Source organism: Shewanella eurypsychrophilus, from assembly GCF_007004545.3.
Lineage (GTDB): Bacteria > Pseudomonadota > Gammaproteobacteria > Enterobacterales > Shewanellaceae > Shewanella > Shewanella eurypsychrophilus.
Genome location: NZ_CP045503.2, coordinates 1,566,448 through 1,591,130, shown reverse-complemented (window position 1 = coordinate 1,591,130; position 24,683 = coordinate 1,566,448). Strand labels below are relative to the sequence as shown.

Here is a 24,683-nt window from a genome sequence, read left to right as displayed (position 1 = left end):
CTTAAACCTCCGAAGCTTTTAGCTTGTCTAAGAAGGTTTTAAAGCCTTCAGTACCAAACCAGAATTGAATCGAACGCTGCACACCACGTCCAGTCATGGTTGCACCACTCACAGCATCGACACCATTAATATCACCCTCTTTAGCGCCACCTTTAACCACTTTCAGGACCACTTTACCCTTAGCGTCAAAAATCTGCTTACCGCGGAATTTATCAGTCCACTCGGCCTCATTAAGGAAGTCACCAATACCCGGAGTCTCACCATGTTCATAAAACACGATATTCTCGATGGTATTAAAGTCTGGTTTTAGTGCGACATAGCCATAGATAATTGACCATAGGCCTTTACCGTAAATAGGTAAGACAACACTCGCCAACTTGCCATTTTCGTCAAACACTTGGAAAACTCGCACTTGATCGGCGCGGGTTTTAATCCGTGCTTTATCTTTCTTTCTCTCTAACTTACGTGACTTCTCTGGGTTAATGGCCGCCATACGTTCATCAAAATCCATCACTTCGACGCGCTCTTTTGGCTCGATGGCACCAGATTCGATATCGATAAGCAAAGGCGTTACTGATTTTTCAAATATCGCGCGGAAGTCTTTACCACCTTGAATATCAACATCCGATGCCATCAACACATAACGCTTAAGCTCATCACGTTTCTTGACTAGCTTACGTTCTTTAAGTAACTCGGCAGTTCCAGTGATCATAAATGAGCACAAGAGACTGAGAGTAATGATGAAAATCATGGTTCCCACCACAGAATCTTTCTTCAAGGCCATTATGATTTAGCTCCCGAATTATCTTTGCTTAACAGCGCGGTGCGCTTAGCTCTACGCTTTATATTGGCGCGAGCGACCATGTAATCGAACAGAGGTGACCACAAGTTTGCGAATAAGATGGCTAACATGATCCCTTCTGGCATTTTCAGGTTCATCACCCGAATGAGCACTGTCATAAAGCCAATTAAGATACCGTAGGCCAACTTGCCCTGACGGGTATAAGAGGTCGTTACAGGATCGGTGGCCATAAACATCATGGCGATGGCGAAACCACCAGTCACTAGATGCCAGGTCCAAGGCATGGCGAACATATCGTTCTTACTTGAACCAATGAAGTTAAACATTACAGAGGTTAAGATCATACCAAGCATTACGCCGGCAACGATGCGCCAATCGGCTAAACGAGTGGCAAGCAGTAAGCAACCACCTAACAGCAAGGCTAGCGTACTGGTTTCACCAATTGCACCTGGGGTAAAGCCAAAGAAGGCGTTCCACCACACTGGGTCGGAGAAGGCTTGATACCAGGTATAATCAGCAAAGCTCAGCTTACCCGCTGCGGCTTGTGCTAATGCAGTCGCTCCCGAGAAGCCATCAGCAGCGACTAAAAGCGCAGGCTCAGCAATCTGAGTAGGATAAGCAAAAAAGATAAATGCTAATCCAGCTAACGCTGGGTTAAGGAAGTTATATCCCATGCCGCCGAAGAGCTCTTTGGCGATAATCACACCAAAGGTGATCCCCATGGCGATTAACCATAGCGGTGTTGATACTGGTAAAATCAAGGTGAACAACAAGGCAGTAACGAAGAAGCCTTCGTGCAACTCTTGCCCCCGAACCTTAGCGAACACCATCTCCCAAAGCAGGCTCACTAACAGCGCGGTAAGGTAGATTGGAATGTAGAAGCTTGCGCCATAGATAAACAAGCCAATTAGGCCTGTCTGTTCGGTGAGACCACCAAAAATAAGATTAAAAGGCGCAAGTTGCCAAACATCTGGTGTGGATAAACCTGATGCAATGGCTATTTGAGCTTGAAGACCCAAATTGTAGAGTCCAAACAAGATAGCGGGCAGCAAACATAAGCCAACCAATGTCATGGTACGCTTAACATCAATGGCATCACGTACGTGAACCTTGCCTTTAGTGCTACGACCATTAGCGATGACTAACGAGCGAAGGTAACCCTTCATCGCTTGACCTGGCGCGTAATAGTCTTCCTGAACGTCAGGCTTTCTGTCTTTATTACTCATTTACCCTTCCCTCTCAATGATATCCAGGCAGGCGCGAAGCTCTTTACCAAAATCGTATTTGCCAGGACATACAAAGGTACATAATGCTAAATCTTCTTCATCTAACTCTAATGCACCTAGCTCTTGTGCCTCATCGGTATCACGAACCACTAGGTCGCGAACCAGCAAGGTTGGCAAAATATCTAGAGGCATCACGCGATCGAGTTGACCAAAAGCCATCATGGCGCGCGCTGAACCACCTGTGTGTGTGGTCATATCGAACAGTTTCTTAGAGCGCTTAAAACGTGAAGTTACGGCGCGTGTGATGGAGAACTTATCTGAACCACCACGAACCCAAGACAATAATTCATGCTCAGAATCTTCGGTCAATGCTGTAATTTGATTATGAAAACGCCCTAAGTAGCTGTGAGGGCCTGATGCTGTGTGGCCAGATAATACTGAACCAGACACCACCCGAATAGAGCCAGGTTTCAGCTCATCTTTGGTACTCTCAATGAGTTCAGCACCAAGTTGAGTTCGAATAAGTCTCGGGTTAATCACATCAGGGCCAGCGAGAGAGACAACACGGTCGGTATACAGCTCGCCCGTAATAAATAATTTTCCGAAAGCAATAACGTCTTGATAACCGATGTGCCATACCGGACGATCGACACTGACAGGATGAGTAAAATGAATGTGTGTTCCCACTAACCCAGCTGGGTGAACACCACTAAAGCTTCTAGACTCAACTTGGGGCAATGAATGACCTGGCAGGGAGTCACCATCATCCTGGCACAAGAAAACCTTATTCTCAGTTAAACGTGTCAGTACCTGTATTCCTACAGCAAATGCTTTTTCTTGCTCGGCGATGATAATGCGAGGATTAGCTGCTAGCGGGTTGGTATCCATAGCGGTAACAAAAATAGCGGCTGGTGTTGAGTTGAGTTCTGGTACCCGTGAAAATGGACGAGTACGCAGTGCAGTCCACAAGCCACTCTTCACTAAGTTGTCTTGAACAAGCTCGCGGCTCAAAGAAGCAATATCTTCATAAGACTCAAAGTTAATACTGTCATAGCCATGACATTTAACCACTACCGATTGAAGCACCCGACGCTCGCCACGATTAATAGCAACAACTTCACCACTGGCGGGAGAGGTAAATATCACACCAGGTGTTCTCTTGTCTTCGAACAGCGCTTGGCCTTTCGTAACCTGATCACCCACTTCGACTAACATAGTGGGTTTAAGGCCTACATACTCTTCGCCAAGAACAGCCACATGAGACGACCTGGAGAAATTTTCTATCTCTTGCCTGGGCTCACCGGCAATCGGTACATCTAGGCCCTTTTTTATTTTTTGAACCTGATTTGAGAAACCTGCCATCACAAATATCAACCATAGGAAATAAGGATGGCTAATAGTAAATCTTTGTTAATGACAATGCCAACATCCATGTCACACTTCCCCCTAATACTGAAACTAGTTAACGTTATTTTATTTCTTATCTGATAAATACCTTTTCAGCCACCATTTAAGACCAAATCAAGAACCCATAAAATTCAGCATGTTACAGCGCTCTCGCAAAAACAAAGGAATATACAATTGTGTAATAACATTACGTTCAATCTCAATGTTAGATATAGACAATCCAAAATCATTATTAATTATTATCAACTCAACTCATTTCATCTTAACCTTGACGATTTACGACCAAACTCATTAAACATGCCGTCAATTTAACTCGCTATTTTTGTTTATTAGATCGTGCTCTCTCTTCATCTAGCACTTGCATTCCTGCGGTGATAGCCGCTACCGCTTTAGATTTAAATTCACGACGATAGAGGGTATAAACAACAAACAGGCTCGCACAGATAAACAACACGGGATGAAAGAACCAGCAGAGGACGGCCATGGAAAAGTAGTAAGCCCTTAATCCATAGTTATAGGAGTGCGCAGCTCTGTCTTGCAACACTGCCATATGCTTAGCATATTTCTTCAGATTTTGGTTACTACCATCAATATCAATTGGCGCTGCACCCACCATCACATTTAAAAATCCATATTGACGCATGGACCAGGTAAACTGAAAAAACGCCATCACAAAGATAAAGCTGAGCACGCTTAACTTTAGCTGGATCATCGCATCATTAGGCAGTGCGGTGTAGGGGATAGATGCTATCACAGCTTCTAAGCGGGGCACCTGTGCAAATAGAGTTAGCACACCTGCAAGTACCAACATTGTCGTTGATGCAAAGAAGGTGATGTTACGTTCAAGGTTTGCCAGCAAAGCCGCTTCACCAACTCGCACCTCCCGAGTCATCAACTCATTCATCCAATGAATTCTATGTTGATGCAAACACCTAGCGATACAGTTAGTGGTTTTAGCTTTACGACGTGCAAAGCTAGCATAGCCTACCCAACACACAATAAAACATGTAAAAGAAACCACATCTAGCACAGAAAATGACATATTGACCTATTAACCCTATGAACCTGAAACTATTAAAGCAGTTTTAAGCATAAGTAACCACGATTCTAACCTGAAAAATATTTATCTGTTCTAATAACATACCGCTAATGACAAGCCCTTAAAATCACAGGCAAACCTAGTCTGTATCAGGGTTGAGGAAGCGAAACAAATATCTCCTGCTACACTTTAAGTTACCTATCGGTCGCTAAAAAAGGAACGGTAATGGATTACTCAAATAGATTCTTTAAGGTTGCGCTGTTGAGCTTTGCCTTATCCGCTACGGGGCTATCAGGATCCGATGCCACCGCAGCTAATACACCTGAGAATGCACAAAACCCTTCAAATTCTCATCGAACTTTTCCCAATGTTGAACTACCAGAACCTGCCAATGGTGAACATGCCATAGGTTTGCTAGGAGCAAAGCTGCCAGAAGTAGCTGCTTGGTATGGCAAGACGACCGCTCAATTTGCCAAGATGATCAGAGAAGACACGAGTGTCTGGTTAGATAAACAGGGCCGGATCTTCTATGTGGAAATAGAAGCGCCATCAGTGCAAAGTGCCTCAGAGCCACTAACTACGCCAGAAACAGCACTCAATGAATCGCAAACCTTCTTGCTTCATAGCCGACCAGGGGCAGATAGAGTCATACTTCTCGACTTCGATGGTCATGTTACAACAGGCAGGCAATGGAATACCTCTTATGGCACAAGCACTATCACCTCGCCGGCCTACAACACCGAAGGAACATCAGCCTCCTTCACCCAAAATGAACTCGATAGAATCTATCTTATGTGGCGCCAAGTCGCAGAAGATTACGCGCCCTTCAATGTCGATGTCACAACCCAAGAACCCGCTCAAAGCCTTATAACAAATTCAGGCAGCGGCGATCAACAATATGGTACCCGAGTGGTGATCACTCAAGATAATTTTGCCAACTGTGGTTGCGGTGGATTTGCCTATGTGGGGGTATACAATTATGTCGGCGACAGATACAAACCTGCGTTTGTGTTTAACTCCAGTGTTGTAGGGGCCGGTGAAGCGATATCACACGAAGTGGGTCATAACCTTGGCTTATGGCACGATGGGCAAACTGATGGCACAGGCTATTACACGGGTCATGGTTCGGGCGTTACAGGTTGGGCACCAATCATGGGGGTTGGCTATTATCAAGAGTTAGTGCAGTGGAGTATGGACACTTACCCACTAGCCAGTGAAGATCAAAACGATATCGCTGAAATTCAGTCCCACGGTGCACCATTAATGGCTGATGATCATGTGGATGATATGTTGGTCTCAAATGACGTGACGGCAATGACTGTCACAAACAACGGTGATACCGATCAACTTAACGGCTATGGACTTATCCACCTTGGCAGCGATCAAGATATGTTTAAGTTCGAAGCAGGTGTTGGCAGTTACAACGTTTCTGTATTGCCTGATGATATCAACCCCAATTTAGATATAGAGGCACGCCTATACAATAGCGCTGGCACCTTGCTGCAAACCAATAATGCTGCCAATGTGCTGACAGCATCATTGAGCGGTAGTTTTGATAATGCTGGCACCTATTTCTTAAAAATTGATGGCGTAGGAAAAGGCGATCCATTAAATACTGGCTACCCAGATTACGGTAGCTTAGGTCAATACACTATATCGGCAACAGTTCAAAGTATCTCTAACCTACAAGGCCCAACTGCGATAGCTAATACTATCGCTTATACACCAGATAATGCACCAACGGATGTCTTATTTAGCAGTGCTGGTTCTAGTGATGATGGCACGATTGTTAGCTATGACTGGGTATTCGGTGATGGCGAAGTTGCTAATACACAAACACCGACACATCAATATCAGGCACCTGGTGAATATGTAGCAAGCCTTACAGTCACCGATGACGATGGCTTAAGCGACCAAGACACTGTGGCAGTTTCCGTTATTAATAGAGAGCCCATTGCAGCAGTCGCAGCATCACCACTTACAGGCCAGGCACCATTGGAGGTCATATTTGACAGTACTGGCTCTAAGGATGATGACCCCCAAAGCAGCATTAGTTTCTATTGGGATTTTGGTGACGGTTCTGATTCAACCGATGCGACACCAACACACACCTATAATGCAGCAGGAAGCTATACCGCAACGCTGACTGTCACCGATAACTTAGGTGACAGCGACGTAGTAAGCATTGGCATTAGTGTCGATGCTCCGCCCTTCATTGATCAGTTTGCCTATGGTGAAGTTGTAGGCTCAGGAAGCATCAATGGTAATTACAGCGATACGTATCCAAATAGTGGCAGCCAGCAGAGTATCATGGAGCGAGAATCTGGCGGCAAGCCCGCAAATCGCCACTCATTCCTAGAGCACACCTGGTTATTTAATATTCTCGCCGGAGATGTTGTCACACTTCATTTAGATGCCAATATGCTTGCCTCAAGTGATGGCGACAGCATGCTGTTCTCATATTCAACGAATGGAGGTTCAAGTTACAGCCAATTTGCAGCATTGACGAGCGGCTACGCTAGCTACTCAAGCCTGCTACCTGCTGGTAGTTCGGGAGAAGTGAGAGTCAAAGTCGAAGATAGCAACCAAAACTCGGGTAACCGTTCTCGTGATACAGTCTCAGTTTCCAGTCTCTACATTCGTTCGGAAACGGATGAGAGCCAAGAGGCGCCTAATCCAGCATCCGGTTTATCAGCAACAGCAATATCATCAATCCAAATTGATCTTGAGTGGATCGATAATTCAGATAACGAGACCGGATTCGATATAGAAAGAACATTGAGTGGCACCGGGAGCTGGGCACTTGTCACAACGGTTGCTGCAAACTCTTCCAGTTTTAACGATACTGGCCTCAACCCGCTCACCAGTTATGATTACCGTGTTATCGCGCTCAATGGTGCCGGCAGCTCTGTTGCCTCTGATACGGCTTCGGCCACCACGCTAGTCGGCGCTGCGATCACCTTAGACGCCCAAGGGTATAAAGTAAAAGGGGTGAAGCATATCCAGCTTGATTGGGATACCTCCTCTTACATGGATATCTATCTCGATAATATGAGTGTGCCAATAGTAGCAGCTATCGATGAGCAGACATCCCCTTACACCTACGACATCAATACAGGGACAAAAGGCGGTGGCCCACATACAGTCAAGGTGTGTAACGGTGCAGGGTCATGTTCAGAGGAGAAAACCGTCGTATTTTAACTTCCATTAAGAAGCATAAAAAAACGCAGCCGATAATTATTGGCTGCGTTTTTACCTTTAGCCCTATTTTAGATAGTGGCTAAGAAGCAGTTACAACAGCATTAAAATGTCACTATCTGCTCTGCAGTACAGGTCGATGTTCCCTCATCACAGGCTTGGTAGGTATAAGAACCGCCACCCTTTGAACTAATGCTGTCGGTATAGGTTGAGCTTGCCGATGTTGTCGCTATCATACTGCCATCGCGATAAACATCGACATTGCTACCGGCCGCACCAGTAAAGCTTAAATCTACCTTCTTCACACCTTTACTCTTGTAGCCATTAGCACTGAGAGTGAAATCGCCACCAGGCTCAGTACCGCCGTCCCCGGCACAGCCATTTGCTGTTAAGTAGGCATCGGCTGCAGCCGCTTTGACGATACCGTAACCAAAGTACACATCATTACCCGCAGCGCCACTGTCCATCGCCGTTGCCTTTAACGCTTCACGGATCTCACTACCGTTACATTGGTTATGGTTAGACCAAACCAGTGCTGCAATACCAGAGACTGCTGGTGTGGCCATAGAGGTTCCGCTCATAAAGCCATAGTCAGAAGTGCCAATATCGATAGCTATGTTACTCGCAGCTAACAGCGCACCGCGATCCTCAAAGGTCGCACCCACTGCTGGAATACTTGTCACATTGGTATCCCCGAGCGTGCCATATAGCATGCCAGGCTCGTTGTTGATAATCACCGCGCCGACACCGCCAGAATTTTCACAAGCAGCCACTTTATCGTGGAATGAGATCACACCGCGGTCGATCACACACACATTGCCATTAGCGCCACTATCAATCGCCTCTGCAGTGCCCATGTAGTAAGTATTGCCACTGACACTACCTGGATTTTCCATGGCTGAGCTTGCGAACGCTGCGCCATCGGCTGTCATATTCGCCGCAGTAGCCATACCTGCAGGGTAAGTAGAAAGCGTATCGACACCACCCGCTGTCACCTCGACACAGATAGTCTCATCTGTTTTCACCTTCTTGCCACGGCCGGTCGTACAGCCAGGAAACTGTGAAAAATCGGCAATATTATTATCGGCATCGTTAGCACCAATCATCATCACTGATGGATAACCAGCAGGGTACGAGCGAACATTATTACCATCGTTACCCGCCGCTGCGACCACTAAGCCACCAGCATCGACAAAAGACTGAAAAGCATTCGACTCAGTTGAGTTAGAGCCGCCGCCCCCAAGACTCATGCTGATAATATTGGCACCCGCCGCGCTACAAAGATCGGCTGCATGAGCTAAATCAGACGAGTAGCCCCAGCCGTCATCGTTAAATACCTTGATGATGTGCATATCGACACCCGGTGCCATACCAATGACGCCAAGATTATTATCTGCTGCGCCTATGGTGCCCGCTACGTGCGTGCCATGTGGGCCACCATTCTCATTCCAGTTTCCTGTACCTGAGTCATTATCGCCACTGATATTATTCCACTGAAAATCACTGTTACTCGCATCGAGACCCGAATCGATAATACAGACTTTCATGCCTGCGCTGGCATTGAATCCAACTTGATCGGCTTGAGATTGATACACGGCATAGGGCGTGACTTGCTGTGTCATAGGGTTGCCGGCATCGTCACTATAGGCAGACATAAGATGACGACGTTGATCCACTTCGACTAACTTAATATGTGGGTTATTAAGCAGCCCTTTCACTTGGGACAGATCTTTTCCTGTGAACGTTGCTGAAATAAAGCCATTACCATCGACATGAAGCTGGCCTCCGAGTTGATTTGCTAGCGCTTTAACCACACCTTTATTGTTATTGTCGACTTGAATGATATATCGATCATCATCTGCGTTCACACTTGTAGACACACCCACGGTCAGGGCCATGATTGCGCCAGCAATTTTAGATAACTGCATAAGTTTCTCCGTTATATTTTTAGTATAGAGTTACTGTTACTTATCAAACTGTTGAATAATGAAACTTTGACCATACTATCGGCTACGACTATTACCTTTAGCAGGGTTTTCGTTCGCTTCACGATTCCGAAGCTAACAGAAGATCGAGGCAACAACAAGTTGGCAACATAAGTATAACGAATGTAAATTTAGCGCTTACCACCACTAGCCAAAAAACATAAGCACGCCAAAATAGATAAACAAAAATAAGCGATAACCATTTGCCAGCCTGATGCTAATCCCCTCCCAATCTTGCTAGCCCTATGTTAATTTCACTATTAATGTTCTTGATGAAGATTTTCCCTATGTTTACTCCTAAGAGCTTTGCTTTTCTTTCGCAGCTGGCGACCAATAACGACAGAGAATGGTTTAAGGCAAATCAAGCTCAATATGAGAATGAGGTTCGCACACCTGCACTTCACTTTATCGAAGCGATGCGACCACATGTCTTAGCGCTTTCGCCTCGCTTAACTGCTACAGCCAAAAAAGTGGGCGGTAGCTTAATGCGCCCCCAGCGTGATGCGCGCTTTAGTAAGGATAAAACACCCTATAAAACCAATGTTGGCGTTCAATTTCGTCACTTTCAGGGCAAAGATGTTCACGCACCGGGCTTGTATCTGCATATCGCCAATGAGGGCTGCTTCTTAGGCGCTGGCATTTGGCATCCAGACTCGAAAGCATTAAGCAAACTACGCACCTGCATAGATGAAAACCCCAACGCCTATAAAAAAGCGCTGATTCAGTTAAGAGAAGCGGGCTTTGAAATGGAGGGCAGCACGCTGATCCGCCCACCAAGGGGATATGACAAGAACCATCCCATGCTAGATGAATTAAAGCGTAAAGACTTCATCGCCATCAAGCCGATAGATGCAAAACAGATAACGGACACAGAATTCGTCTCATGGTGTGCGAATGAATTTAAACAGACTCAAAAGTTGATGGGATACCTGTGCTTTGCCCTAGATCTGGATTACTAAAACAAGTATGTCGTAATAAATACATCATGAGGCAGGTCCATAGTAAGACGCTAACAGCATATATTTAGGAGTTTTTATGATCGACTTATATACAGCCGCCACCCCCAATGGCCATAAAATATCTATTGCGCTAGAGGAGATGGGTCTCGAATATCGAGTGCATCATTTAGACTTGATGATGGGCGAACAGAAAAACCCTGAATTTCTGGCAATCAATCCTAACGGCCGTATCCCGGCAATCATCGATAGAGACAATAATGACTTCGCTGTATTTGAGTCTGGCGCTATCCTCATCTACTTGGCAGAAAAGACGGGCAAATTTCTCCCTGCGAACCCCAATAAACGATCTACAACACTACAATGGCTGATGTTTCAAATGGGGGGAGTCGGTCCTATGATGGGACAGGCCAATGTCTTCTACCGTTACCTGCCGGAGAAGATCCCCACAGCTATCGAGCGCTACCAAAATGAGAGCCGTCGATTATTCGAAGTGATGAATAACCAACTCTCTGATAACCGCTACCTAGCGGGAAATGATTACACTATCGCCGATATGTCGACCTGGCCTTGGGTGCGTATCTTTGAATGGAGTGGCGTCGATATCTCGGGGCTCGATCACCTTGAGCGCTGGATAAACGAAATAGCTGCGCGCCCAGCAGTTCAAGTTGGCATAGTGACACCACCGTCATCGGACCTGACTGATGAAGAACTTGCTGAGAAAATTAGAAAAATGGTGACCAAATAATCTTTTACTTTGTCGCTATTGCTCAGTTAAACCAACTTGTAAGAGATAACATAGAGCTGCTCTGTATTGGGATAAACACCTCTTATTATCTCTTTGAGCTTGGGCAGTTCAAGGTACTCTTGCTCTGCATGGAACTCATTAATTTCGCTGAATAGAATCGGCTCAACCGACTCAATGATGATATCGCAAACCTTAATATTGGTCTCTAAGGTAAACACCTCGACCTGAGTACCCGGCACATAATGACACTCTGACTCATCGCGAATGGTGATGGTCTTTTTTCCCGAAGCCACAAAGGGAGTCAGCATTTCAAAAAAGCTGATGGTTGTGGGTACGTCTTTCATTTTAAATCCAAGTCTATTTCGGTATATCTGTTAGCTGCCATAGTCTCATTTCGGCGTCCAGAACTCTAGGTTCGTAGCCGCATTTACATTGGCTGATTTACAAGAAAAGTTATATCTTCGATTTACCTTTATAGGTTGAGCAGCTAACTTATTTCTACCCAAAGGTGAGCCAGCCTTAGAATGAAGACTGGTTACATTTTCTGTTCGATTAACTTGGCTTAATTCGTATTGGGATTTGTGATTGAAGGTCGTACCTTCATGGTTATCTATCGCTTCCCAGCGGGGGATGTGCAGATGCTTCTGCGAAACGCCGCAAGCACTTCTGACCGCCATGGATGGTGGGAATGCCGAAAAATGTATGGAACATTTTTGGCCTTGTGAGCTCTGCGATTTCCAACTACTTCCATGTATTACAGCCAGTTCGACAACCCTGCCTCTCGTTCAAAGAGTATCACTTCGTGATACCTCACCCTGCCATCAACGTCCGCAGCTGCATCTACACTGGGTTATTTGTTTCTTCGATTGTGGTTATGGCTAGTGTTCCGTAACTCACTTATGCCCCAAAGTTTGCTAGCCTTCGAATGAAGACTGGTTACATTTTATGTGTTGTTTACTTAGTTGAAGCTGGCTCTTTTGTCATTCCGGCAGATCTTTTGAGCCGGAATCCAGCAGTTGTTGGCTAGTGTGTTTGAAGGTCGTACTTTCAATGTAACCTAACGCCTGTCCGGCGAGGCATGTGCAGCTACTTCTGCGAAACGCTGTGAATATATCCCTATACGCTCTGCGGCTTCATCCTTGAAGCCGAAGTCCGCAGCTGCATCTACACTGGGTTATTTGTTTCTTCGATTTGGATTTTATTGGTAAGCCTAAGCTTTAATTGGTAACACGTTTATGCCCCAAAGTGTGCTTGCCTTCGAATGAAGGCTGATTACATTTTATGTGTTGTTTACTTGGTTGAAGCTGGCTCTTTTGTCATTCCGGCAGATCTTTTAAGCCGGAATCCAGCAGTTGTTGGCTAGTGTGTTTGAAGGTCGTACTTTCAATGTAACCTACCGCCTGGCCGGCGAGGCATGTGCAGATACTTCTGCGAAACGCCGCAAGCACGTCCGTGTGGGCTCTACCCTGTAGGATCCCCTCATAATTCAGCGCCCCAGCAACCGTGAGACCTTGATAATTCCGATAACTGCCTCATTGCTTCTAATATGTCTTTATCGGACATTTTGTAATATTTCCTTCGCCTTAGTAACTCTTTCCCCATCCTTACTATAGATAGCACACGGCGTGTTTTTACCGTGTTAGCTTGAAATTGCCTCTGTAATTTATTCGTCACCCCAAAAAGTCCTACCCACCAAAATGTGAGCTGAACAAGCAAAGCGATTAGTAGCAAAATATCCATCCTAGCCGCACTTCTTGTCCGGCTGTGGCGTAAGCTGAACCCGTACGCGGGGCTTTTAAAATCTCGAAATGTCTCCTCTATCTGCATGCGTTTACGATAGATATTAACTAGCTTCTTGGGCGGCATAGCTTCCATCGTTAGGTTTGTTACCAACGCCCAGGGTTCTTTGGCTGTTCGCTCATAGGTCCATTGAGCTGTGTGATGACAGTCGGTTGTCGTACTTCTTTGCCCTTTGCGCCCTTTAGAGCGCTCCTTAAATAATACCAGCTCGCATAACAACGGTTTTTTAACCGATAGCGCAACCCGCCCTATATGTTTAGCTCGGCTTGAAGCTGATGGGTACAGCTCCTTTAATGATATTTGGCGGCCATTCGGGTGAGGTCTATAAACACTTAACCCTCGAGCGCGTCCTAGCCAATACCAGCCGAGTTTTTCAACCTCTCTAAACCAAGGGTTTCTATATCCAGCATCGGTCACGATGAGTGGAGTAACAGACTTTGGGAGCACTCTGCTCAACTCATGTAAAAACTGGTTATGAGCCTGCTGTGTTCCTTGAAGAGCGAGTGGAAATGTTCGCTCATAGAGTGTGATTGAGCGGCCTTTTAACGCAATTGATGCTCTAAGCGCAATTAGCTCTCGCCCCTCTTTCATATCAGACCAATCAACTAGCACTGTGGGCATAGTGTTATTACAAATCAGCCACTTGGCATGCCAGCGGTAGACAGCAATCCTTTCACTGTGAAGGTGGTGGTTCCCAAGTAATCTATCCATACGCTTAATGGAGTGCTTAGTATGTGTCGCGCTGTTATTGATATGCCGTCCAAGTGAAGTCAGGGTTAACTCATCTGAGTCGACGAGTGCTTGGCAAGCTAGCATGAGAGAATTGAGACGCTTTAGGTGAATTTCTGGACAGTGTTCATATAGAGATTGATGTAGGATAGACAGCACTTGCACCTTGAGCTCCTGAGTTTGATGTTTGTTCGCACCTTCATCAGATCATACTCAAGGTGTAAGTTCATCCTATTTAATTGATTTGTTAGAAAATCATCAGGGGATTCCTCAGGGCTCTACCAAAACATCCATGTTTTGGAAGCTCGCAGCAGCATCTACACTTGATGGTTTACAAGAATATTTGACCTTATTCGCTACGACCCTTTGTTCGCCGATAGTGAAGCTGCAAGATTTGCATATGTTGCGTCATCACGGCCAAAAGAACTTCTGATTTGGGTTGTAAAAACTCTCAAGCTATCAGAAAGGAAGCAATTAGAAGCTATTGGATTTACCATTATTTAACGTTACACATCGAATCGTCGCGTATAGCTAGAACTAGAGGTGTAGTGGGACTAATCATCCATAGAACCTTCAAAAGGCCTTTTTTGTTAGAGTGTTCAAGGATAAACAGTACAATTCACCTTTGATGACAGAATGAAAAGGATTGATAACATTTGAAAAACGAAGAATTTGTTGATGATGTATTAAGGAAGGTTGGACGGAACGTGGTCCTTTTTCAACAGCTCGAGCAACTGCTAAAATTTGTAGTAGCTAATGGTAACCTGGTAGGCTTTGCAAGTGAGTTAAAAACACTTAAAGAAGCACAGGAAAACAAAGTTAATAAGCAGACGATGGGAACTTTGGTTGGGCAGTATGTTGAAAATTCAAATCCTGAATCAGATACACAATCAACCGAACTAGAAGAAATGGATGAAGCATACTTTTCATTTAATTTTAGGATTGAATGTGATGATGATTACTATAAAAGTAGAAAGGAAGCCTTAGCTCAGTTAGTTACTGAGCGAAATGACCTTATTCATCATTTGTTACCACGTTTTGATATGCAATCCGCTCAAAGTTGCAGGGCATTGAGTAAGGAACTTGATGAGCAGAGTGACAAGATCAGGCTTGAGATTAATCGTTTAAAAGCAACGGCCAAGGCAATAAATGATGGACGTAAAGAAATGGTTGCTTACTTTCAATCGGAAGAAGGAAGGAAAGATCTAGAACTCTCCTTTTTAAGGCAAAGCCGTTTAGTACTTATGCTTGGAGATATCGCCACTAAAATGAGTAGAGAAGATGGGTGGGCTTTAATTAGTTCAGCTGGCCACCTAATCAAGGAACATGCACCGGAAGAGTTTGAGAAAATGAAAGAGAAGCATGGTTACAGCTCACTAAAAAAACTTATCCAAGCCAGTGAAATCTTTGATATACACGAAGAAACCACACCAAAAGGTGGAGCAAGAACTTTGTATAAACTGAAAGCAGGATGGGAGTTATAGAGATGTGGGGTCTGATATGGAGATATGTGGGGTCAGTGTAAACTTTATTTGATTACCCTACATTTCCTAATCCCACGACCCACCTTTCGACCCTTTTCACTAACAACAAAATTTATCAAGCCAGCCATAATAAAAAGATGGCCTCGTCATCACATAACACTATCAAAGCTAGTAATGATAAATATGGGTAAGGCATTGATTTAAACTCAATTGCAATGCTGTCTAGATTGGTTTTATACAATCACGTTAAGTGGACACCCATAGAATTTAACTGAACTAATTCCTTTCCCTCATCCTACTCCATGCCTCATGCCCTTTTTCCTCCGCCGTGAGGATTAGCTTTGGTTTGATACTTAACGAAAACAAACAGCGTTCTCACCACGGAGCGCTGCGCTACACGGAGAACACGGAGGTAAAGATTTAGAGCGCAAAAAATTTAATACTAAGGTTTAGAGAGCAGGACTTTAGATTTAGATCTTCTCCGGGGCCTCGATGTCCAACAACATCCATGTTTAACAGCCAGTTCGGCTCCCAGCCTCTCGTTCATTGCTTATGACTACGTCATATTCACCGTGGTGAATAGCTTGACCTTTAGCTATTTGGGGGAAGAGTAAAATCAGATACTTATTCTAATCCAATACAGGTTAACTAGAATCAATACTCTAAGTGGTTTCTGTCCAAAAGTGAGTTACTAACAGTAAACCCAAACTGTAAACCCAAACTGTAAAACCCAAATCGAAGAAATAAATTACCAGGTGTGAACGCGGCTGTGACCGTCCATGACATGGACGTCATGGCCGAGGCTATAGGGATATATTCACGCCGTGTCGCAGAAGTGTTTGCACTTAAGCCTGCTGCAGGCAATAGGTAACAATGAAATTATGTTTACCTGAAAATAATCCAATACAAAGTTAGCCTAATGAAACCAATTCAATAGATATTTAAGTAACTTGTGATCCGACAAGTCATCACATTTTTGTCCAAAAACGTGTTTAGCTAGCACCTTTAAGCTCCAATCGAAGAGATGACTTTCTCGAAACCATAGCAGGTGTAGATGCGACTGAGAGCTTCGATGACATGGCGGTCAGATGTACTTGCGGCGGCTCGCAGAGGAATCTGCATGTGAGGTCACTCATTCACATCTGACCCATAAGGCCTGCGATATTCCAGATATCACTCAGGCATTTCCCACTTCCGTGTGGGTCAGATGGGAAATGTCTTGAGATGGAGGGAACATCTCTGACCGTGTGATCGTGACATTCGTAAATCCATTTACAGCACCTGCTGCAAGCAATAGATAACAATGAAGTCATGCTTACCAGATAATAACCAAATACCGAGTTAGCCCAATGAACCCACAATAGGTATTTCAGGAACTTGTTATCCAACAAATAAACACGTTTTTGTCCAAAAAGTGAGTTAGTGGCAATCAAACCCAAATCGAAGAAATAAATAATCAGGTGTAAACGCGGCTGTGACCGTCCATGACATGGCCACTCTATGACATCCATGTCACCACGGCATTTGTGAATCCATTCACATCAGTGTCATGGCCGAGGCTATAGGGATATATTCACAGCGTGTCACAGAAGTGCTTACACACTCCTCGCCGGGCAGGCGTTTGATATCAATACTGTATTGGTAAACAGAATACTGCCAAGTAGCAAATCTGCCCAATGAACCCAACTAGAAAGGAGTCTTCAGCAACTTTTTTATCCGACACGTCATATAAAAATACTCACCAGCTTGATTCGAAGGTGTTCGCATCTGTTATAATCCACCACAGAAAATACCACTCCTATTAATGACCCATGGGCAGCCCCTTGAACTCAAACACCACTAAATCAGTATCGGATACCGCGGCGAGTCATCACGCTTCAATAGTGACATTTTTGAACGAGATTAAAGCCACCTCGTTTGAAGCAATGAATGCAGAGACGCCTGCACAGAAGCGCAGTCTGAGTTATGCCAACACCATACTGCAGCTATTTACTGAGGTGATGGAGAAAAAGCAGCCGGCAGATCGCGTTGTGGGCGAGTACTTTAGACTCAATAAGAAGCATGGCTCTAAAGATAGACGTGTGATCCGTGAGAGTTTGTTTGCGTTATTTCGTTGGTGGGGTTGGTTGAGCAAGTTCAGTTCACAGCTAACGACTCAGACAAAACCAGCCACTTGGTTCACCATGCTGACTGTCAACGCTCGATTAGAGTCCCACTCTTGGGAACCCTTTATTGCTGCTTGGTCAGAATTTGCAGATAACGAGCACGCACTCACTGTCGATGACGATTCATCATTAGTATCCGTAACCGCAAAGTGTGATTGGCTTGCAAGTCAGTTCCCAGCTATCAAGTTTACCACCGATGAACTGGTTCCTGAGTGGTTCTGGCAAACTTGTCCCATTGATAATATTGAGCAGCGCCTAGCTATGGTCGAAGCACTCTCTTCACGCCCGCCTATCTGGGCTAGAGTGCAAAATATTGAGACAGGTGAAGCGATTGAGAAGCTCGCTAAGCTCGATATCATCGCAACGGCCAGTGAATTTTTTAGTGATAGCATCAACCTAGGCCACAAGAGCATCAATCTCAATGGCTTGTCTCTGTATCGTGAAGGTGAACTTGAGATCCAAGACTTAGGCTCTCAGGTTGTCGGTCAGATCTGCGCACCTAATAAAGATGATAACTGGTGGGATACCTGTAGTGGCGCAGGTGGTAAAAGCTTGCAACTCAGATCCCTTATGCTACAGCAAGAAAAACAAGCAAAAGGCACAATAGTCGCCTCAGATGTGCGCCGAAAGCCACTGGAAGAGCTCGCTAAGCGAGCCAAGCGCGCTGGTTTTAACGGCATCTCAGCCTCAGCATGGAAATCCGATGAACTGCCAGTACCTCACAAGCATTTCGATGGCGTGCTTGTCGATGCTCCCTGTAGCTGTACAGGTACCTGGCGACGTAACCCAGATATGCGCTGGATAGATGTTGTTGATTCTGTTAATGATAAACCTGCTTTGCAACTAGATATCTTAAGCCGCTCTAGTCAGGGAGTAAAAGTCGGTGGCACATTAGTTTATGCAACCTGCTCACTGTCACCTCTGGAAAATGAAGCTGTTGTTAATGCCTTTTTAGCTAAACATGCTGACTTTACGCTGGAAGTCACGACTCATCCTTTTACAGGCGAAAAGGCAACAATGCACACAGTGCTACCTTATCAGGCAGATACTGACGGTATGTTTGTCGCTAGGATGCAAAGAAAGCTATAAGTTGTAAGCTATTAGTTATGAGTAGATTCACAACGCAATAAAAAAGACGACCTAAGGTCGTCTTTTTTATTGCCTGACTGTAAATCGGTTTTCATTATACCAATCCCTGTCATCTGGTTGTCATTTTCACATTTTACAATCCACTCAAGACCTTTATTCGGGAAATGTAATGTCAAACTTTTACGATAATGACGATCGACTTTGGGATAGAGAGTTTCTCTCGGAAAATGGCTGCGATCACGAAAAGCAGCAAGGTAAGCATAAGAGTAGACGTAATAAGCACAATCGCAGACAGCTATCAGATCAAAAACGACAGCAGTTTGAAGCTCAGCCAAATACACATCAATCTCCTAGATGGCAGTAATCAGTCAGTGAATAGGTTCTAGGCCCTAGAATCTAGGACCTAGAACCTATTCATCAAATAGCCAGCACTGAACAATTAACTTTGTTACTCATTTATTTGTCTAAAAGTTTGAAAAATATTCAAAACCTTCATAGTCTTACCCTACCTAATAATAAACTAAACAAATCTCAACACACTAATTTCAACACTATAAGTTCAACGCTAGCATCCATCAGAGATGACCCATTCAAGTTAGGCCACAAAAGGAATATAGGCTATGGAACAACTTCGCCCTGATTTCATCTATCCACCTGGCTCCATGTTAATGCACTCACCGCTCGTGCTTAACAAGGCCGATATGTATGGTTTTTTTATGAAAGGCAAACAGGCCAATCTGCAAAAATCCATCGACACTTGCCTCAACCAAGTTGCAGGCAGCACCATGTACTTTAAGGTGCTATCGCCTTATATATTGACCAGTTTTACCCGTGTCGAGAAGGCCTACTCTGCATACCCAGAAGATAGAGACAAGGGCTGGATACAGGAAACAGATATCATCACCTGGATCATGGTCGGTAGGCAAAATAGTGCCGACAGTGACGATATCAGTCATGTGTATTTTCACCCTCTGTATACTTTCGTCAACGACTCTATGGCGCTCATCAATGGCCGAGAGCTGTTCGGCTACCCGAAAAACATGTGTGAATACGAGATGCCCCAGCCCGGCGAGCCTCTCACTAAGCTAAGTTTGTCAGCCAAGAGCTTTAAAGAATTTTCTCCCGAGACTGAGCTCGCCATGCACCCGCTGTTAACTGTCGATTGTGAGGCGAAAGAGGAAGATCAACTCACGACTCTCGAGGCAATAACTAAGACCTGGCAGCTTTTTAAAGATCAGACAGACTTTATCCCAGAGCTGGACAGGCTCGGTGAAGATCAGCTATTTAGTTTATTGTTCAAACCCGCTATCGATCAGATATTCCTCAAGCAGTTACCGGATTCTGCTGGCCAAAAGGCTGTTTATCAGGCCATTACAGCCTCACCGGCTACAGTGAAACAAGTTCACTCTCTGTCACTGCTAGAAAACGACTTGATTGCCACAGTATTTGATAATGCCAGTTTCCCGCTCAAAGAGTCATTGGGCGTCGAATTAGGCGAGCAAAATGTGCTGCTGCCCTATCATGTTAATTTTGACTTTGAAGTCCCCCAAGGGGAAGTATTAGTCGATAATTCAGTGCTCAAAAAAGAGAAAATTGCCGTACTCGGTGGTGGCGTCGCTGCTATGACGGCAGCCATGTGTCTCACCGAGCAGCCGGGCTGGCAAAACAAGTATGAAATAGATGTCTACCAGCTAGGTTGGCGTATCGGTGGCAAAGGCGCCAGCGGACGAAACGCAGAACATGGCCAGCGAATAGAGGAGCACGGCCTGCATATCTGGTTTGGTTTCTATCAAAATGCCTTTAGCCTGATGCGTAAGGCCTACGAAGAGCTAGATCGTCCCGAAGGTGCGCCGCTTGCCACCTTCTTAGATGCCTTTAAACCCCATAGCTATATCGTACTGCAGGAAGATGTCGGGGGAGAGTCAGACAGCTGGCCAATTGAGTTTCCTCTCAGAGATGGTATTCCAGGAGACAGCACCGAAATTTTGACCCTGTGGAAGGTGGTCAAAGCTGCTTTTAGCTGGATAAGAGAGTGGCTCAAGGAGATGGATGATCTGCTCGATGAAACAGAGAAAGAAACTGCCAAACCAGTTCACTGGTTTAGTGAAGACTGGTTCGAGCGTCTTAAAGACAGAATCGAAGATTCTATTGAAGACAGCATAGAAGACACAAAAGAAAACCTAGCCTCACTGGGAGACTCTATCGAGTGTCACCTCAATCAACTCGTTGGCCGTGAGTGTGACGAGCATGCCCATAGCCCAGATGAAGATGATGAAGGCTTTATCGAATCAGCCGTCGACAGTTTCCGTGCTCGGCTTGAGGAGAGCTTTGCAGAGAAATTAGAAACTAACGATGAACTGCGCAGACTGTATATCGCCTCAGATCTTGGCCTAACCATACTCAAAGGGATGTTTGCCGATGGTGTATTTAAGCATGGCTTCGATGTAATAAACGATTATGATTATCGTGAGTGGCTCACCAAACACGGGGCAAATCAAACTTTTACCGTGGACTCGGCGCCAGTCAGAGGCTTCTACGATCTGGTTTTTGCCTATGAAAAAGGCAACTTCGATAAGCCAAATCTAGAAGCTGGCACTATCATCCGCTCCATGTTGCGAATCGCCCTTTGCTATCAAGGTGGCGTAATGTGGAAGATGCAGGCCGGAATGGGCGATGTAGTCTTTACGCCTTATTATGAAGTCCTCAAACGCCGCGGCGTTAACTTTCACTATTTTAATCAAGTGGATAATCTAGTTTGTACTAATGGCAGCATTGAAGCGATTGAGATCACCGAACAGGTTAAGCTTAAAGAGGGCTTAGAAAGTTATAACCCGCTTGTTGATGTAAAAGGGTTAGCTTGCTGGCCTAGCACACCTAATTATGAGCAACTCGACCCGCAGCAGGCTCAACTACTTAAAGATAACGATATTAATCTTGAACACTTCTGGAGTGACTGGGGAGCCGTTTATCAAACCCATTTCGGTGAGCAGCTTCCCAAGAAGCAGCTGGTAAAAGGCCAGGACTTCGATCGGGTGATTTTCGGCCTATCCATAGGCTCAGTCCCCCATGTAGCGAGTGAGGTGATAGCCCAGAGTGAACCGCTGGCAAAAGCTGTAGATAAGGTTAAAACCGTCGCCACTCAGGCATATCAACTTTGGCTCAATGAAGATCTCGACGGTATGGGTTGGCAATACACACCAGAGAGTGGCGAACAACCGGTTCTCTCGGGCTTCACCGAACCCTTTGATACTTGGGCCTCGATGGATCAACTACTTGATAAAGAGGACTGGCAAGGCCTTGGGCCTAAGAATGCCAGCTACTTCTGCTCGGCGCTGCCGGTCGAGCATTACCCTCCCCGCTCGGATATTGAATTTCCAGAGCGTAAGTCCCAACAAGCTAAAGAGGGTGCCATAGGTCAGCTGAATAATCAGATCCATAAGCTCTGGAGCCATGTCGGCGACGAGTTCCCGTGGCAGTGGTTACACGCAGGCGATGAGGTGAGTGAAGGCGCTCAAGGAGAAGCTAGATTCGATAGTCAATATTGGCGCGCGAACGTCGATCCCTCTGAGCAATATGTCATGTCGGTCAAAGGCAGCAGTAAGTTCCGTATCGACACTGATGGTACCGGCATAGATAACCTTTATGTTACCGGCGACTGGATAAACACTGGCATTAATGCCAGCTGCGTCGAAGCCGCAACCATGGCAGGTATGCACACCTCGAAAGCCATCTGTGGCTACCCTAAAGTCATTAAGGGAGAGCAAGACTTTTAACCTTTAAATCTATAATCCTTAAAGAACTAAAAAGCTGACAGTGATAGCTGTCAGCTTTTTATATTAGTCACCTTCACAACCAGCGATATGTTAGCCTAATAGCTCAGTCTCAGCAGTAAGAGCCACTGATCGTGCCTGCTTGTCACGACGCTTTTCCGTCTTAACTTTATACATATTCTTGTCTGCGCTTCTTAGCCATTCACTGGCATCTTTCACTTCAGAATTAACCGCATAACCATAACTGATCCCAGTATCACGATAGCCTTCATTTTCTAGGGCGTGAGATAACCTATCTAATTGTAAAATAAAAGATTGAGTCTGTTCAGTTGAAAGCAGAATAACGAAGTTATCACCACCAATCCTAAACAACCTGGCTCTCTCATGAGCTTCACAGATAGACTTAAGCTGATTTGCGACTAACTTGAGTAAACTGTCTCCTTTCTGGTGACCTAAGGTATGATTGATCTGCGTGACCCCATCGATATCGATCAAGATCAAGTGCTCGGCACGTTTTGCCTTTTGTCCTAACAACACTGTTTGCATATATTCATCGAATGCATGTCTGTTTTGCAGCTGGGTCAGCTCATCATGACGCGCTTTCTCCCAAGCCATACCTAAGGTCTCAATATAGGTCTTACGTTCCTCTGAGAGCAATTTAATCTTGTTGGCCAAGGCTAATGAAAGTAGTAAGGCATCAGCCGTTCCACCGATAAGAGTAGCAAGCTCAGCATATTCAATAAAATCAGGAGTCAACCCCAGATTACCTGGAAGAATGATGACAGCAGGTAGCAACAAACAGGTAAAGGCAAATATAAAGTAACGCGCCGGAGAGAAACCTTTAATTAAGCAAACATTACCACAAGTTATTGCCAAGCCAATCCACAACATGATCAAGACAGAAGCGATAAGAGCGGTATAAGAAACCAGATAGATGCTGGTCGGCAGCGCGATAATACAGGCCCACATCAAATACTGACTCAAGCGCCAAAGCTTAGGCGAGTATTCAGGCAATTGTAAAAAGTGTTTATAAAACATAATATTAAAAATAGGTAAACTGATAAAAAATAGATGATGCAACTCTAAGTTATGAAATCCCACCAAATGAGATGGAATATGGAAGGTCAGCGCCCAACCAAAAAAGTATGCCAATACATATAGGCCATAATAGAGAAAAGCGCGATCCTTGATAGAAAAGAAAATCAGTAAGTTATAACAAGCGATAAAAATAAGCCCACCAAGGCATAGCATCACAGCCATAGCTTCAATATCTGTATTCGTCTTATGCTCAATCAAGGGGGTAAGCTCAACTTTAGGCACTGAAGAAAAATATCGGCTCTCCATTTTTACAATCAACCAATAGCCCACACCAATGTTAAGCTCTACTTGCCTACCGTAATCAAACAGAAACTCATAGGGTGCGTAATAGCCACTGTGAGAATGTTGTCTGCTGCCATCATCACCTATCAGCCAATAATCGAGTGACTCTACAATGGAGTTTCTGACACTAACTGCCCAACGTGTTTCCTTGTCATACATGTAAGTAGGCATAACCAGCCAATAGCTTCCGCCTGTCAGGCTAATACTGTCCGCTTTCTCTAATGTTGCCATCCAAGGCGTCACGCCAGCATGTGTTGAGGGGGGAGCTTGTTCAGGAGAAGCATTGAATAAAAAAGATTGATCGATTGATGCTACTGCAGAAGCCTGATTAAAAAAAATCTGACTAAAAAAAATAAATAGTAAGAGAAATGTTTTACGGATCATAGCAGTCAGCCTTTTATCTAGTTTCTATTGAGCTTAAATCAACTCACAGCCTAGCTTTATGAGGCTCCCCTGATCCTTGGAGATAATCATCAGCAACACAAGCTGTTTACATATTCAAGCCAAGTTTATTAACACAAGACGTAATATTCAATACAAATTACAAAATAGATGAAGGTTATGCGGTTTTCCGTTGAATAAATCGCCAAACATGATAGGAACCCCATCATTTAGTAAACTGAAACAATAGCTTTACTCATTGACACATCGAATGTTATTTAATCTCCTTGTAAATAATATGCTGACCAAACGTCTTAAAACCGCCTGAGATAGACCTCTTTATAAAGAGAAGCTTACTATCGTATTGCTGGAAACGAGGAGAACAAAGCGGCAGGAGAAAATGCCTTCCTTTGGCTATAGTATTCCTAATCAAGAGCACTACAAATTAGTTTAGTCTAATCCAGCTTATTTTGAGTTTTGAATTCAGATTCTGATGAATGGATAAGGTGATATGTATTGAAAGC

General features: G+C 44.7%; 15 protein-coding genes. 7 read left to right on the top strand and 8 right to left on the bottom strand.

The features are described from left to right. Position 1: 1 nt before the first annotated feature. The 4 genes from FM038_RS06640 to FM038_RS06625 all read right to left on the bottom strand — a co-directional run bounded on the left by FM038_RS06640 (position 2) and on the right by FM038_RS06625 (position 4,477). Positions 2–784, bottom strand: a complete 783-nt coding sequence (locus FM038_RS06640) for a Na(+)-translocating NADH-quinone reductase subunit C (RefSeq protein WP_142872524.1) — start codon at positions 782–784, stop codon at positions 2–4. Then, positions 784–2,028, bottom strand: coding sequence for an NADH:ubiquinone reductase (Na(+)-transporting) subunit B (locus FM038_RS06635; protein WP_142872523.1), 1,245 nt, complete (start codon positions 2,026–2,028; stop codon positions 784–786). The genes FM038_RS06640 and FM038_RS06635 overlap by 1 nt, the downstream gene beginning before the upstream one ends. Further along, entirely contained in the window at positions 2,029–3,390 is a 1,362-nt protein-coding gene (locus FM038_RS06630; protein WP_142872522.1) for a Na(+)-translocating NADH-quinone reductase subunit A, read from the bottom strand. It lies immediately after the preceding gene. Positions 3,391–3,751: 361 nt separating this feature from the next. Continuing rightward, positions 3,752–4,477, bottom strand: a complete 726-nt coding sequence (locus tag FM038_RS06625; protein ID WP_142872521.1) for a DUF599 domain-containing protein — start codon at positions 4,475–4,477, stop codon at positions 3,752–3,754. A 222-nt stretch (positions 4,478–4,699) separates the two neighbouring features. Here FM038_RS06625 and FM038_RS06620 point away from each other — a divergent pair, with 222 nt between their 5' ends. Further along, complete coding sequence (locus tag FM038_RS06620) at positions 4,700–7,675, top strand: PKD domain-containing protein (protein ID WP_142872520.1); 2,976 nt, start codon at positions 4,700–4,702, stop codon at positions 7,673–7,675. A 101-nt stretch (positions 7,676–7,776) separates the two neighbouring features. On the opposite strand, the gene FM038_RS06615 is transcribed toward FM038_RS06620, so the two are convergent. Beyond that, positions 7,777–9,600 carry a S8 family serine peptidase gene (locus FM038_RS06615; RefSeq protein ID WP_142872519.1) on the bottom strand — a complete coding sequence of 608 codons (1,824 nt, stop codon included), beginning with the start codon at positions 9,598–9,600 and terminating at the stop codon, positions 7,777–7,779. 344 nt (positions 9,601–9,944) lie between these two features. Between FM038_RS06615 and FM038_RS06610 the strand changes: the two genes are divergently transcribed. Next, positions 9,945–10,616, top strand: a complete 672-nt coding sequence (locus tag FM038_RS06610) for a DUF2461 domain-containing protein (RefSeq protein ID WP_142872518.1) — start codon at positions 9,945–9,947, stop codon at positions 10,614–10,616. A 76-nt stretch (positions 10,617–10,692) separates the two neighbouring features. Then, entirely contained in the window at positions 10,693–11,361 is a 669-nt protein-coding gene (locus FM038_RS06605; protein WP_142872517.1) for a glutathione S-transferase family protein, read from the top strand. A gap of 26 nt (positions 11,362–11,387) precedes the next feature. On the opposite strand, the gene yqfB is transcribed toward FM038_RS06605, so the two are convergent. Beyond that, positions 11,388–11,705, bottom strand: a complete 318-nt coding sequence (gene yqfB, locus FM038_RS06600; RefSeq protein WP_142872516.1) for a N(4)-acetylcytidine aminohydrolase — start codon at positions 11,703–11,705, stop codon at positions 11,388–11,390. A gap of 1,135 nt (positions 11,706–12,840) precedes the next feature. Further along, positions 12,841–14,055, bottom strand: a complete 1,215-nt coding sequence (locus FM038_RS06595) for an IS4 family transposase (protein WP_142872515.1) — start codon at positions 14,053–14,055, stop codon at positions 12,841–12,843. 491 nt (positions 14,056–14,546) lie between these two features. On the opposite strand from FM038_RS06595, the gene FM038_RS06590 reads away from it, so the two are divergent. From FM038_RS06590 to FM038_RS06575, 4 genes are all read left to right on the top strand, one after another. Continuing rightward, the gene (locus tag FM038_RS06590) at positions 14,547–15,374 is read left to right on the top strand and encodes an OST-HTH/LOTUS domain-containing protein (protein ID WP_142872514.1); all 828 of its coding nucleotides are present in this window, start codon (positions 14,547–14,549) and stop codon (positions 15,372–15,374) included. 1,883 nt (positions 15,375–17,257) lie between these two features. Beyond that, positions 17,258–18,628 carry an RsmB/NOP family class I SAM-dependent RNA methyltransferase gene (locus FM038_RS06585; protein WP_142872955.1) on the top strand — a complete coding sequence of 457 codons (1,371 nt, stop codon included), beginning with the start codon at positions 17,258–17,260 and terminating at the stop codon, positions 18,626–18,628. A 169-nt stretch (positions 18,629–18,797) separates the two neighbouring features. Beyond that, a complete protein-coding gene (locus FM038_RS06580) occupies positions 18,798–18,992 on the top strand; it encodes a hypothetical protein (RefSeq protein ID WP_142872513.1) in 195 nt (64 codons plus the stop codon). A 256-nt stretch (positions 18,993–19,248) separates the two neighbouring features. After that, a complete protein-coding gene (locus FM038_RS06575; RefSeq protein WP_195873218.1) occupies positions 19,249–22,401 on the top strand; it encodes an NAD(P)-binding protein in 3,153 nt (1,050 codons plus the stop codon). A gap of 90 nt (positions 22,402–22,491) precedes the next feature. On the opposite strand, the gene FM038_RS06570 is transcribed toward FM038_RS06575, so the two are convergent. Then, on the bottom strand, positions 22,492–24,162 hold the full coding sequence (locus FM038_RS06570; RefSeq protein WP_142872512.1) for a sensor domain-containing diguanylate cyclase: 1,671 nt from the start codon (positions 24,160–24,162) through the stop codon (positions 22,492–22,494). Positions 24,163–24,683 lie beyond the last annotated feature (521 nt).